The 11,714-nt window shown below is 75.3% G+C and carries 11 protein-coding genes; 5 read left to right on the top strand and 6 right to left on the bottom strand.

Features of this window, described 5'->3' with window-relative positions; translation table 11 throughout:
* The first annotated feature begins 4 nt into the window (after positions 1-4).
* Both ACH4SL_RS06515 and ACH4SL_RS06510 read left to right on the top strand, forming a co-directional pair.
* A complete protein-coding gene (locus ACH4SL_RS06515) occupies positions 5-808 on the top strand; it encodes an ABC transporter ATP-binding protein (protein ID WP_398442288.1) in 804 nt (267 codons plus the stop codon).
* A 34-nt stretch (positions 809-842) separates the two neighbouring features.
* The gene (locus tag ACH4SL_RS06510; protein WP_398442287.1) at positions 843-3,560 is read left to right on the top strand and encodes a fumarate reductase/succinate dehydrogenase flavoprotein subunit; all 2,718 of its coding nucleotides are present in this window, start codon (positions 843-845) and stop codon (positions 3,558-3,560) included.
* Between the two features lie 64 nt (positions 3,561-3,624).
* Here ACH4SL_RS06510 and ACH4SL_RS06505 read toward each other — a convergent pair whose 3' ends face one another.
* A complete protein-coding gene (locus ACH4SL_RS06505) occupies positions 3,625-4,221 on the bottom strand; it encodes a hypothetical protein (protein ID WP_398442286.1) in 597 nt (198 codons plus the stop codon).
* Positions 4,222-4,558: 337 nt separating this feature from the next.
* On the opposite strand from ACH4SL_RS06505, the gene ACH4SL_RS06500 reads away from it, so the two are divergent.
* A complete protein-coding gene (locus tag ACH4SL_RS06500) occupies positions 4,559-5,254 on the top strand; it encodes a response regulator (RefSeq protein WP_398442285.1) in 696 nt (231 codons plus the stop codon).
* Positions 5,255-5,270: 16 nt separating this feature from the next.
* Here the strand turns inward: ACH4SL_RS06500 and ACH4SL_RS06495 are convergent, their stop codons facing one another.
* Positions 5,271-7,004 (bottom strand): GAF domain-containing protein, encoded by a 1,734-nt coding sequence (locus ACH4SL_RS06495; protein ID WP_398442698.1) that lies wholly within the window; start codon positions 7,002-7,004, stop codon positions 5,271-5,273.
* 117 nt (positions 7,005-7,121) lie between these two features.
* Between ACH4SL_RS06495 and ACH4SL_RS06490 the strand changes: the two genes are divergently transcribed.
* Positions 7,122-7,541: a pyridoxamine 5'-phosphate oxidase family protein gene (locus ACH4SL_RS06490; RefSeq protein WP_398442284.1), complete on the top strand. Its 420-nt coding sequence runs from the start codon at positions 7,122-7,124 to the stop codon at positions 7,539-7,541.
* Here the strand turns inward: ACH4SL_RS06490 and ACH4SL_RS06485 are convergent.
* Both ACH4SL_RS06485 and ACH4SL_RS06480 read right to left on the bottom strand, forming a co-directional pair.
* Positions 7,538-8,296, bottom strand: coding sequence for an SIR2 family NAD-dependent protein deacylase (locus ACH4SL_RS06485; protein WP_398442283.1), 759 nt, complete (start codon positions 8,294-8,296; stop codon positions 7,538-7,540). The two genes, ACH4SL_RS06490 and ACH4SL_RS06485, sit on opposite strands and share 4 nt — an antisense overlap.
* A 131-nt stretch (positions 8,297-8,427) precedes the next feature.
* A complete protein-coding gene (locus tag ACH4SL_RS06480; protein WP_398442282.1) occupies positions 8,428-8,697 on the bottom strand; it encodes a DUF5302 domain-containing protein in 270 nt (89 codons plus the stop codon).
* 103 nt (positions 8,698-8,800) lie between these two features.
* Here ACH4SL_RS06480 and ACH4SL_RS06475 point away from each other — a divergent pair, with 103 nt between their 5' ends.
* Complete coding sequence (locus ACH4SL_RS06475) at positions 8,801-9,829, top strand: saccharopine dehydrogenase family protein (protein WP_398442281.1); 1,029 nt, start codon at positions 8,801-8,803, stop codon at positions 9,827-9,829.
* A gap of 121 nt (positions 9,830-9,950) precedes the next feature.
* On the opposite strand, the gene ACH4SL_RS06470 is transcribed toward ACH4SL_RS06475, so the two are convergent.
* Both ACH4SL_RS06470 and ACH4SL_RS06465 read right to left on the bottom strand, forming a co-directional pair.
* Entirely contained in the window at positions 9,951-10,766 is an 816-nt protein-coding gene (locus ACH4SL_RS06470; RefSeq protein ID WP_398442280.1) for an SAM-dependent methyltransferase, read from the bottom strand.
* An 81-nt stretch (positions 10,767-10,847) separates the two neighbouring features.
* Positions 10,848-11,687: an SAM-dependent methyltransferase gene (locus ACH4SL_RS06465; protein ID WP_398442279.1), complete on the bottom strand. Its 840-nt coding sequence runs from the start codon at positions 11,685-11,687 to the stop codon at positions 10,848-10,850.
* Positions 11,688-11,714: the final 27 nt, after the last annotated feature.

Below are 11,714 nucleotides of genomic sequence, written 5' to 3'. Positions count from 1 at the left end.
CGCCATGACCGGTACATCCGCTCCCTCCCCCGCCACCGCGCTTCCCGGCAGCGCGGACCAGCCGCCCGCCGAGGGGGCCCGGCTCGCGCTGCGCGGGGCCGTGCTGGGGCGGCCCGGGGCACCGGTGCTCGCCGGGGTGGACCTCGACGTGGCGCCGGGCGAGGTGCTGGCCGTCGCCGGCGCCTCCGGGTGCGGCAAGTCGACGCTGCTGCGCACGCTGGCCGGGCTGCTGCCGCCGCTGGAGGGTGAAGTGACCGCGGACGGCGACCCGCTGCGGGGGCCCGGCGGCGGGCGGGCGCTGGTCTTCCAGGAGGACGGGCTGCTGCCGTGGCGCACCGCGCTGGGCAACGTCGAACTCCCGCTCTCCATCGCCCGGGTGGGCCGGACCGAGCGGCGGCGGCGCGCGGCGCGGTGGCTCGGCCGGGTCGGACTCGCGGGCTGCGAGGGCCGGTTGCCGCACCGGCTGTCCGGCGGGCAGCGGCAGCGCGTGCAGCTGGCCCGGGCGCTGGCGGGCCGGCCGCGGGCGCTGCTGATGGACGAGCCGTTCGGCGCGCTGGACGCGCAGACCCGGGCGGGCATGCAGCAGTTGCTCGTCGACGTCCTCCACGACACCCGCGCCACCGTCGTGTTCGTCACCCACGACGTGGACGAGGCGCTCTTCCTCGGCGACCGGGTCGCGCTGCTCGGCGCGGCGGACGGCGGGCCGGTGCGGCTGTTCACCGTGCCGCAGCCCCGCGACCGCGCCGCCCACGGCTCCCCCGCCACCGCCGCCGTACGCCGTGACCTCCTTGCCGCACTGGGCGGTTGACACCTCCCGGACCTCCCGAAGGGCCCCCTCTCGCATGGACATCCCCGAGCTGACCGACGCCGACGAGCTGAGCTGCGGCGTCCTGGTGATCGGCGGCGGCACCGCCGGAACCATGGCGGCGCTGACCGCCGCCGAGCACGGCGCCGACGTGCTGCTGCTGGAGAAGGCGCACGTACGGCACTCCGGGGCGCTGGCGATGGGCATGGACGGCGTCAACAACGCGGTCGTGCCCGGGCGCGCCACGCCGGAGGACTACGTCGCCGAGATCACCCGCGCCAACGACGGCGTCGTCAACCAGGCGACCGTGCGGCAGACCGCGACCCGCGGCTTCGCGATGGTGCGGCGGCTGGAGCGCTACGGCGTGAAGTTCGAGAAGGACGAGCACGGCGACTACGCGGTCCGCCAGGTGCACCGCTCCGGCAGCTACGTGCTGCCGATGCCGGAGGGCAAGGACGTCAAGAAGGTCCTCTACCGGGTGCTGCGGCGGCGCGAGATGCGCGAGCGGATCCGGATCGAGAACCGGGTCATGCCGGTGCGCGTCCTGACCGCGGACGGCCGGGCGGTGGGCGCGGCGGGCTTCGACACCCGCACCGGCCGCTTCGTGACCGTACGGGCCGGCGCGGTGATCCTCGCGACGGGCGCGGCCGGCCGGCTCGGCCTGCCCGCGAGCGGCTATCTGTACGGCACCTACGAGAACCCGACGAACGCCGGGGACGGCCACGCGATGGCCTACCACGCGGGCGCGGAGCTCAGCGGCATCGAGTGCTTCCAGGTCAACCCGCTGATCAAGGACTACAACGGGCCCGCGTGCGCGTACGTCGCCAACCCCTTCGGCGGCTACCAGGTCAACCGGCACGGCGAGCGGTTCGTCGACTCCGACTACTGGTCGGGGCAGATGATGAGCGAGTTCGCCGCCGAGGTCGCCTCCGAACGCGGCCCCGTCTACCTGAAGTTGAGCCATCTGCCGGAGGAGTCGGTGGCCGCGCTGGAGACCATCCTGCACTCCACCGAGCGGCCGACCCGCGGCACCTTCCACGCCGGGCGCGGCCACGACTACCGCACGCACGACGTGGAGATGCACATCTCCGAGATCGGCCTGTGCGGCGGCCACTCGGCGTCCGGGGTGTGGGTCGACGAGCACGCGCGGACCACCGTCCCCGGGCTCTACGCCGCCGGGGACCTGGCGTGCGTGCCGCACAACTACATGATCGGGGCCTTCGTCTACGGGGAGCTGGCCGGCGAGGACGCGGCCGGGCTCCCCCCGTACCCGGGGCCGCTGCCCGCCGGGCAGGTCGCGGCGGCGCACGAGCTGGTCTACCGGCCGCTGCGGCAGCCCGACGGGCCGCCGCAGCCGCAGGTCGAGTACAAGCTGCGGCGCTTCGTCAACGACTACGTCGCACCGCCCAAGAGCGGCGCCCGGCTGTCGCTCGCCGTCGAGACGTTCGAGCGGATGCGCGGCGAGGTCGCGGGGCTGGGCGCGCGCACCCCGCACGAGCTGATGCGGTGCGCGGAGGTGGGCTTCATCAGGGACTGCGCGGAGATGGCGGCGCGCGCGTCGCTGGCCCGCACCGAGAGCCGCTGGGGCCTCTACCACGAAAGGACCGACCGCCCCGGGCGGGACGACGCGCAGTGGCTCGTGCACCTCAACCTCCGCAAGACGGAGAGCGGTGCGATGGAATTCCTGACCCGGCCGGTCGCGCCGTACCTGGTGCCGGTGGAGGGGTACGCGCCCGGCGGCGGGGACGTACGGGTGATCGGCGAGGTGCTGCCCGAGCAGGTCGCGACGGCGGGGCCGCGCGAGGTGCCGCCCGTCGACCCCGGCGCGGTCGCCCGCGCCCCGGTGGCCGCTGCCGCGGCGACCGGCTCGCCGCGCATCCTGGAGGTCCTGGACATCGCCGAGGACGAACCGGAGATGGCCGAGCTGGCGCCCTACCTGGACGACGCCGACCCCGCGGTGCGGCGGGCCGCGGTCGGGGTGCTCACCGAGACCGTGCCGGACGGCACGGGACCCGCGCTCGCCGCCGCCCTCGGCGACCCCGACCCCCTGGTCCGCGCCGCCGCGGGGGCGGGGCTGCTGGAGCTGGTCGAGGTGCTGCCCGCCACCCCCGCGCTGGAGGCCGCGCTCACCACCGCGCTGGACTCCCCCGACCCCGCCGCCCGGGCCGCCGCCGCGGGCACCCTGCGGGCGCTGCGCCTGGCCGGGAGGGCGCTCTACGCGCGGGCGCTGGGCGATCCGGAGCCGCGCGTGCGGATCGAGGCGGTACGCGCGCTGGTCGCGCTCGCCGCGGTGGGCGACCTCGCCACCGCCGCCACCGACGCCTCCCGCGAGGTGCGGGTCGCCCTCGCGAAGGGGCTCGCGGCGCTCCCGCCGGACACCCCCGAAGGACCCGCCGCCCTCCTGCCGCCGCTCGCCCGGGACGCCGACCCCCTGGTACGGGCCGCCGCTCTGGAGGCCGCGGCCCCGGTGGGCTGCCCCGCGCCGCTGGACGCCCTGGCGGCCGAGGCGATCGGCGAGACCGCCTGGCGGGTACGCCGCGGGGCCGCGGTGGCCCTCGGCGCGGCCGCGCCCGGCCTCGCCGTCCCGGCCCTGCTGCGCGCCGCCGCCGACCCGCACGCCGATGTCCGCCGCGCCGCCGTCACCTCCCTCGCGGCCCACCCCGCCACCCCGGAGGTCACGACCGCGCTGCGGGCCGCCGCCTCCGACCCGGACCCGGACGTCCGCGCGTACGCCCGCCGGGCGCTCCCCGCGTAACGAGGAGTGGACGTGCGGACAGGGGCACCGCCGGATCGGCGGTGCCCCTGGCGGTGCGGGACGGTCACCGCAGCCAGCGGTTGTCGCGGACGACGGGGAGCTTCGCCCACAGGCGGCCCAGGCCCCAGGTGTCACCCGCGCGGGTGGCGGCGAAGACGATCATGGCCAGGGCGTAGACGACGTGGTAGTCGACCAGCGGGTTGGACGATCCGGTCGGGGCGCCGGTCGCGAGGTGCTGGGCGGGGGGCCATTCGGCGGCCCACATCAGGGCCATCATGGCGGTGCCGGCGACGGCGGTGACGCGCAGGGCGACGCCGCCGGCCAGGGCGGCGCCGATGCCGAGCAGGCCGAGCATGAACAGGGCGTCGGTCCAGCCCTTGCCGGCGATGTCGTGGAAGACGTCCTGCAACGGGCCCGCCTGGACGCCGGAGAGGAAGCCCCTGGTGGGCGAGTTGCCGTCCACCCAGCCCTTGCCGGAGCCGGTGGCGTAGTGCCAGCCGAAGGTCTTGTCGAGGAAGGCCCACAGGAAGACGAAGCCGGCCGCGATCCGCAGGATGGCGGTCGCGCGGGCGGCGGTCGGGCTCATGACGGCGTCCGGCGCGGTCCCGGCCGGCCCTTGCGTCGCGGGGGTGTTCCGGCGGGATTCGTGGTGAACGGCCATGACGGCCTCCTTCGTCCGAGGGGGGAGTGCGGCGGGCGCTTTCGTCTGCGGCTTCACTGTCCCGTCCGGGCGCGGGCCGCCGCTGGGGGCCGAGGGCCCCGCCGGGTGGGCCGAACGGCCCCTCTCCGCAGTGCCGTTGAGCTCCACGGGCATCCGCCGCGGAAGGGGCGGCGCCCACCGGGGAGGCCGTTCGGCCCTGGCGCGGCCTCCGGTCCCGGGACAACCATGGGTGTGCGCCCGCCGCGGGCGGACGCGGGTACGCGTGCCGCCGGCGGCGCGTCACGCGTACTCGGGCAAAGGCACCGCGCCGAACGGTGCACGACGGTGGAAGGCCGGTATGAGCCAGGCACAGGAGTTCTCCCCGCGGTCCCCGATCCGGGTGTTCCTGCTGGACGACCACGAGGTCGTACGGCGCGGTGTGCACGACCTGCTGGAGGGCGAACCGGACATCGAGGTCGTCGGCGAGGCGTCGTCCGCCGAACAGGCGCTCGCCCGCGGGCCGGCCCTGCGCCCCGACGTGGCGGTGCTGGACGTACGGCTGCCGGACGGCGACGGCATCACCGTGTGCCGCGAGCTGCGCTCGGCCATGCCGGACCTGGCGTGCCTGATGCTCACCTCGTTCGACGACGACGACGCGCTCCTGGACGCGATCATGGCCGGGGCCGCGGGCTACGTCCTGAAGCAGATCAGGGGGTCCGACCTGGTCTCCGCGGTCCGCACCGTCGCGTCGGGGCAGTCCATGCTCGACCCGGCCACCACGGCGCGGCTGATGAGCAGCCTGCGCGCGGACAAGGCCGGCGCCGGGCCGGAGCAGGAGGCGCTCGCCTCGCTGTCGCCGCGCGAACGGGAGATCCTCGCCCTGGTCGGGGAGGGCCTGACCAACCGCCAGATCGGCGCCCGCCTGTACCTGTCGGAGAAGACGGTCAAGAACAACGTCTCCCGCCTGCTGGCGAAACTCGGGGTGGAACGGCGCGTGCAGGCCGCGGTCATCGCCACCCAGGGGCCTGTGCCGCCCGGGCAGAGCCGCCGCTGACGTCCGCCCGGGGAGGTCAGCCGTCGGCGGGCAGCGGCACCGCCCACTCCAGCACGGTGCCGCTCCCGGACGGCCCGGGCGCGAGGGTGAGGGCGCCGTCCAGCTCCTCGGCGCGGGTCCGCGCGTTGGCCAGGCCGCTGCGGCGGGTCGCCTCCGGGGCGATGCCCCGGCCGTCGTCGGCCACCCGCAGCCGTACCGAGGCGTCGCTGACCTCCGCGGCGACGTCGACCGCGGTGGCCCCCGCGTGCCGGGCGGCGTTGGACAGCGCCTCGCGCAGGACCGCGAGGAGGTGCTCGGCCACACCGGCCGGCACAAGGGTGTCCAGCAGGCCGCTCATCCGCAGCGTGGGCGCGAAGCCGAGGGCCTCGGACGCGGTGTCGATCTCGCCGAGCAGCCTGGCCCGCAGCCCGGACTCCTCCCGCCGGCCGCGCCTGCCCAGGCCGAAGATCGTGGAGCGGATGATCCTGATGGTCTCGTCGAGGTCGTCCACGACACGCTCCACGCGCTCGGCGGCCGCCGGCCGGTCGGCGATCCGCCCCAGGGCCGCCTGCAGGGTCAGCCCCGAGGCGAACAGCCGCTGGATCGCCAGATCGTGCAGATCCCGGGCGATGCGGTCCCGTTCGTCGAGGACGAGCAGCTGCTCCGAGGTACGGCGGTGCTCCGCGATCCGCAGGGCGAGCGCGGCCTGCCCCGCGAAACCGGAGATCATCTCCAGAACGGCCTCGGAGAACGGCTGGCCGTCCACGGTACGCGCGACCTGGAGCACGCCGAGGGTCTCCGCGCCGCCGCCCAGCGGAACGAAGAACGCCGGCCCGAGTTCGACCACCGACGCGCTGCCGCCCTGCGCGCGCGGATCGGCCGACAGCGCGTCGCTCGCCAGGGGTTCACCGCTGCCGAAGACCTTCGCGGCCAGGGTCGTGGCCCCCAGCGCGAGCCCGCGTACCGCCTCGGCGGAGGGCCCGGCCGCGGCCTCGATCACCAGGTCGCCGGTGCCGCGCACCGGCAGCGCCAGGGTGACCAGGTCGGCGTCGGCCATCTCGCGTACGGTCTCGGCCAGGACCGGCAGCACGCGCGAGGTCTCCTCGCCCGACAGCAGGGAGCGGGTCAGCTCGCCGCTGGCCGACAACCACCGCTGGCGGCGCCGGGCGTCCTCGTACAGCCGGGCGTTGTCGATCGCGACCCCGGCCGCGGCGGCGAGGGTGAGCAGCACCGCCTCGTCGTCCGCGTCGAACTGCCTGCCGCCGTGCTTGTCCGTCAGGTAGAGGTTGCCGAAGACGCGGTCGCGCACCCGCACCGGTGCGCCGAGGAAGCTGCGCATCGGCGGGTGGCCGGGCGGGAAGCCGGACGACGCCGGGTGCTCCGACAGGTCCGGCAGCCGCAGCGGGAAAGGCTCGCGGATGAGCAGCCCGAGGATGCCCTCGCCCCTGGGGTAGTGGCCGATACGCGCCACGTCCTGCTCGTCCATGCCCACCGTGACGAACTGCCGGATCCCGCCCTCCTCCCCCAGGACGCCCAGCGCCCCGTAGCGGGCGTCGACCAGCTCGACCGCGGAGGCCACGATCCGGCGCAGCACCGTCTGGAGGTCGAGGTCCGAGCCGACGGCCAGCACGGCGTCCAGCAGCGCCTGCACCTGATCCCGCGTGCCGCGCACCTTGTCGACCTGCCGTTGCAGCTCGTCGAGCAGCTCGTCCAGGCGCAGTTGCGGCCTCGGGCCCCGCTCCTCGGGTTCGTCCGTGCCGTGACCGCCCATGACCGCCATCCCCTGTACGCCCGACACCGCTCGAAAGTATGCCCGAGGCGCAGGAAGCGTTCCAGGGAGGGCCGATCGGCACTACCTCGCGGAGAGGCCCCCGCCCACGATGGGCAGATGTGGGAAAACGACGGCTCTCGCGTCCTCGGCCGGCAGGAGTGCCTGCGCCTGCTGGCCCAAGCACCGGTCGGCCGCGTGGTCTACACCCGGCACGCGCTGCCCGCGGTCCTCCCCGTGGACTTCTCCCTGGAGGAGGACACATCGGTACTGCTGCGCACCTCGGCCCGGTCCGACCTGGCCGGCGCCGTCGACGGCGTCGTGGTCGCCTTCGAGGCCGACGACTTCGCCCCGGCGGCCGGCTCCGGCTGGACCGTCGTCGTCACCGGCCGCGCCACCGTGGTAACCGACCCCGCCGAGCACGCGCGCCTGGCGCGGACCGCCCCCTGGACGCCCGTACGGGACGGCGTCTTCGTCCGCATCACGTCCGAGATGGTCACCGGTCGCGAGCTGCGGACGGCGCCGGGCGACGACAGCTAACGCGATTCGTTCCGCCGGCGGACGGCGGCGTACAGGTCGTGGAGCGCGCCGGCCAGGACGGTGGCGGCGTCGCCGAGCACCTCGTGGTCGAACGGCGGTGTATCCCCGTTCCACGGCTGGGCGTTGACGAGAGCCCGGAGCGCGCCGGGACGGCAGCGGTCGACGAGCCCGGCGGCGGGGAACACCGCCCCGGACGTCCCGACGGCGATCCACACGTCGGCACGCCGGGCAGCATCGGTCGAGGCGCGCATCCTCGCGGCCGGAAGGCGCTCTCCGAACAGGATGACGTCGGGGCGGGCGATACGCCCGCAACGCGGGCAGGTGGGCAGCGACTCGTGGAGGCTCGCGTCGTCCCAGGCTCCGTGGCGGGCGTGGCAGGCCCTCCCGGAGCACCGCGTGCGGAACACGTTGCCGTGCAGCTCGGTGACGTCGGCGGATCCCGCCCTGCCGTGGAGCCCGTCGATGTTCTGGGTGGCGATGCGCACGTCGAAGTAGCTCTCGGCGGCCACCAGCGCCGCATGTGCCGGGTTGGGCCGGGCGAGGGCCGCGGCGTGACGCAGTTCGTTCCAGTGGTCCCACGCCTGCCGGGCCCTGCCGTGCCAGCGGGACGCGGTGGTGAGCTTCGCGATGTCCGGGTCCCGGTCCCACATGCCGTTGCCGCCCCGGTAGACGGGGAGCCCCGACGGGGCGGAGACCCCGGCCCCGGTGAGAACCGCGAGCCGAGGTTTGCGGTCAGCAGCCGCGACGTCGGTCATACGCCCATCCTCCCCCACCGGCAGGCAGCCGCCCACGCTCCCGGGGAGGGGGACGATCCGGGGGTGCCCCCGACCCCACCCCCGCGCCAGCCGCGCGATGCCCCACCCCGGGACGGCTCAAACCCCAGGCATCAACCGCTCTTGCGGCGGAATTCGCGGGCCCCACCCGCACGCCCGTGCGCACCGTGGATCTTCGAGGAGTCGGGCCCCGCCCCGTTCCCCTTGCCCGCGCGGCCCCCGCCGCGCTTGCGCTCAAGAGCCTCGCGGAACTTCCGCTTCACGTCGTCCTCGGCGCCCGCGCCCGCGTCCTCGGCGGCCGCGCCGTCGTCCTCCGCGGCCACCGCCGCACTCGCGGGGTCGGTCGTCTCTTCGGCCGCGGGGGCCTGCTGTTGGTCGGTCATGCCACCAGAGTGGCACGTCGGAGCCGCCCCGCCCACCCGATATCGCCGGCGTGGGCAGCGCGTGTACGGTTCCGGTCACGCCCTCGCGAGGAGGATCAGATCCATGACCTGGCTGTTGTACGGCGCCACCGGCTACACCGGCCGCCTGATCGCCCGCCGTGCCGTCGCCCTCGGCATGCGGCCGGTGCTGGCCGGCCGGAGCGCCGCGAAGGTGGTTCCGCTCGCGGCCGAACTCGGGCTGGAACACCGGGTGTTCGGGCTGGACGACGCCGCCGCGGTGCGCCGCGGACTGGCCGGGGTGGAGAGCGTGGCGCACTGCGCGGGCCCCTTCGTGCGGACCGCGCTGCCGATGGCGCGGGCGTGTGTGGAGACCGGCACGGGGTATCTGGACATCACCGGGGAGATCGACGTCTTCGAATCGTTGCACGCGATGGGCACGCGGGCCGCGGCGGCGGGCGTGACGCTGCTGCCGGGCGCGGGCTTCGACGTCGTGCCGACGGACTGCGTGGCCGCGCTGCTCGCGGCCCGGCTGCCGGACGCCACGCAGCTCGACCTGGCGTTCCTGACCGGCGGCGGGGCGAGCCCCGGCACGGTGCGCACGGTGGTGGAGAGCGCCGCGGAGGGCGGGCGGCTGCGGTCGGGCGGTGAGATCCGCACGGTGCCGTTCGGCTCGCGGCAGGTGCGGGCGGCCTTCCCGTCGGGCGCGCGGACGGTGGTGTCGGTGCCGTGGGGCGACGTCAGCACCGCCTACCACTCGACGGGGATCCCGGACGTCACGACGTACACAGCGGTGCCCTCGCCCGCGCTCGCGGCGACCCGGGTGCTGCGGTTCGGGCCGCTGCGCGGCGTGCTCGGCGGCGCGGCGGGGCGGCTGGTGCGGGGTCCGGGCGAGCGGGCGCTGAACGGCACGGGCTGCGAGGTGTGGGGCCGGGCGCGGGACGCGGCGGGCAACACCGTCTCGGCGACGCTCACCGGGCCCAACCCGTACCGCCTGACGGTTGATTCCGTGCTGCGGATCGTGCCCCGGATGCCGGAGCTGCCGGACGGCTTCCAGACCCCGTCGCGCGCGCTCGGCGCGGACTTCGCGAGCACGCTGGACGGCGTGGCGGTGACGGTCGCGACGCTGCACTGAGGCAGCGGGCGCACAAGGCCGGGGGTCGCGGTGAGCGGTGGCCGGGCGGTACGAGAAACCGCCCGGCCACCACCCTCCTTTTTTCTCTTCCCCGGTGATGGTTGGTCAGTGGGGCCGCGGGTCAGGCGGCCTTGCGGCCGACGCCGCCGTAGACGCCGACGGCGGCCAGCTCGTCGGGTTTGGGCACCGGCCCGTCGGGGCGCCACAGCGGCACCCGGACGAGGCCGGGGGCGAGGAGGTCGAAGCCGTCGAAGAGGTCCAGCACCCGGTCGTACGGGCGCAGGCTGAGCTCCGCGGTGGCGGAGCGGTAGACGGAGAGGGCCTCGCCGACCCGGTCGGCGTGGAAGTCGCCGGTGCCGTGCGAGAGGACCAGGTAGCTGCCGGCGGGCAGCGCGTCGCGCAGCGTGCCGACGATGCCCTCCGGGTCGTCGTCGTCCGCGACGAAGTGCAGGACGGACGCGAGCAGGACCGCGACGGGCCGGCGTAAGTCGATCATCCGGGTGACCTCGCGCATGGCCAGCAGGGCTTCCGGGTCGCGCAGGTCGGCGGGCGCGAAGGAGGTGTTGCCCGTGCCGAGCAGCCGGGCGGCGGCGTGCGCGGTCACGATCGGGTCGTTGTCGACGTACGCGACGCGCGCGCCGGGGGCCACGGCCTGCGCGATCTCATGGGTGTTGGGCGAGGTCGGGATGCCGGTGCCGATGTCGAGGAACTGCCGGACACCGCTCTCCGCCAGATACCCGACGGCCCGGCGCAGGAAGTCGCGGTTGGCGCGGGCGCTCTCCACCACGTCGGGCGCGGAGCTGATCACCTGCTGGGCCGCCTCCCGGTCGACGTGGTAGTTGTCCTTGCCCCCCAGGTAGAAGTCGTACATACGTGCCGGATGCGGCCTGCTGGTGTCGATGCCGCCGTACCACCCGACGGACTGCTGCTGTGCCACCACGGCTCCCCCTTGTCTCGTTTCCCTCGCTGCTGCGCGGTGCCGGTCCGTCCGCTGCCGGCAGACTCTTGGTGCTGCGTGTCAGAGCTTCGTGCCGACGCCGGCGTACCCCCCGATACGCGCCAGCTCCCCGGCGGTCGGCAGCGGGCCGTCCGCGCGCCACAGCGGCGGCTGGACGAGCCCGGGGTCCTCCAGCTCGAAGCCGTCGAAGAAGCCCAGGATCTGCTCGTAGGGCCGGGTCACGGTGGTGGCGGCGCGGTGGTCGCGGTGGACGGCGCGGGCCTCGTCGACACCGGACTGCGACGGGTGGTAGTCGGCGGTGGCGTGGCTGAGGACCAGCCGGCTCCCGGCCGGCAGCCGGTCCCGGTAGGCGGCCACGAGCGCGGCCGGGCGGGCCTCGTCCGGCACGAAGTGCAGGACGGCCGACATCATGAGCCCGATCGGCCGGTCGAAGTCGATGAGCTTGCCGATGGTCGGATGGCCCAGCACGGTCTGCGGGTCGCGCAGGTCGGCCAGGAAGAAGCCGGTGTTGGCCACGCCCAGCAGGTGCGATCCGGCGTGGGCGGCCACGATCGGGTCGTTGTCGATGTAGGCGACCCGCACCTCCGGCGCCACCGCGTGGGCGACCTGGTGGGTGCTGGGCATGGTGGGGATGCCGGTGCCGATGTCGACGATCTGCCGGATACCGCTCTCCACCATGTACCGCACCGCCCGGCGCATGAAGGCCCGGCTCGCCCGCGCGGTGGGCACGATGTCCGGGAAGACGTCGATCACCCGCCGGGCGGCCTCCCGGTCCACCGCGAAGTGGTCGCCGCCGCCGAGGTAGTAGTCGTAGATGCGGGCCGGGTGCGGCCGCGCGGAGTCCGGCTCCGCGACGGTGGACACCACGGTGGGTGCGACGGTGGAAACCTGGTACATCATCTGCCCTCCTCCGGTTGCTTCATGACA

Source organism: Streptomyces sp. NPDC021020, from assembly GCF_044333285.1.
Classification (GTDB): Bacteria; Actinomycetota; Actinomycetes; order Streptomycetales; family Streptomycetaceae; genus Actinacidiphila.
Note: the sequence above shows the minus strand (reverse complement) of the source record. Positions and strands in the feature narration are given on the sequence as shown.

Coding starts and splice junctions, on each gene's coding strand:
- ACH4SL_RS06495 (WP_398442698.1), bottom strand. CDS start 7,004: ATGGGCGGTCACGGCACGGACGAACCCGAGGAGCGGGGCCCGAGGCCG.
- ACH4SL_RS06485 (WP_398442283.1), bottom strand. CDS start 8,296: ATGACCGACGTCGCGGCTGCTGACCGCAAACCTCGGCTCGCGGTTCTC.
- ACH4SL_RS06480 (WP_398442282.1), bottom strand. CDS start 8,697: ATGACCGACCAACAGCAGGCCCCCGCGGCCGAAGAGACGACCGACCCC.
- ACH4SL_RS06465 (WP_398442279.1), bottom strand. CDS start 11,687: ATGATGTACCAGGTTTCCACCGTCGCACCCACCGTGGTGTCCACCGTC.
- ACH4SL_RS06500 (WP_398442285.1), top strand. CDS start 4,559: ATGAGCCAGGCACAGGAGTTCTCCCCGCGGTCCCCGATCCGGGTGTTC.
- ACH4SL_RS06510 (WP_398442287.1), top strand. CDS start 843: ATGGACATCCCCGAGCTGACCGACGCCGACGAGCTGAGCTGCGGCGTC.
- ACH4SL_RS06515 (WP_398442288.1), top strand. CDS start 5: ATGACCGGTACATCCGCTCCCTCCCCCGCCACCGCGCTTCCCGGCAGC.
- ACH4SL_RS06490 (WP_398442284.1), top strand. CDS start 7,122: ATGTGGGAAAACGACGGCTCTCGCGTCCTCGGCCGGCAGGAGTGCCTG.
- ACH4SL_RS06505 (WP_398442286.1), bottom strand. CDS start 4,221: ATGGCCGTTCACCACGAATCCCGCCGGAACACCCCCGCGACGCAAGGG.
- ACH4SL_RS06475 (WP_398442281.1), top strand. CDS start 8,801: ATGACCTGGCTGTTGTACGGCGCCACCGGCTACACCGGCCGCCTGATC.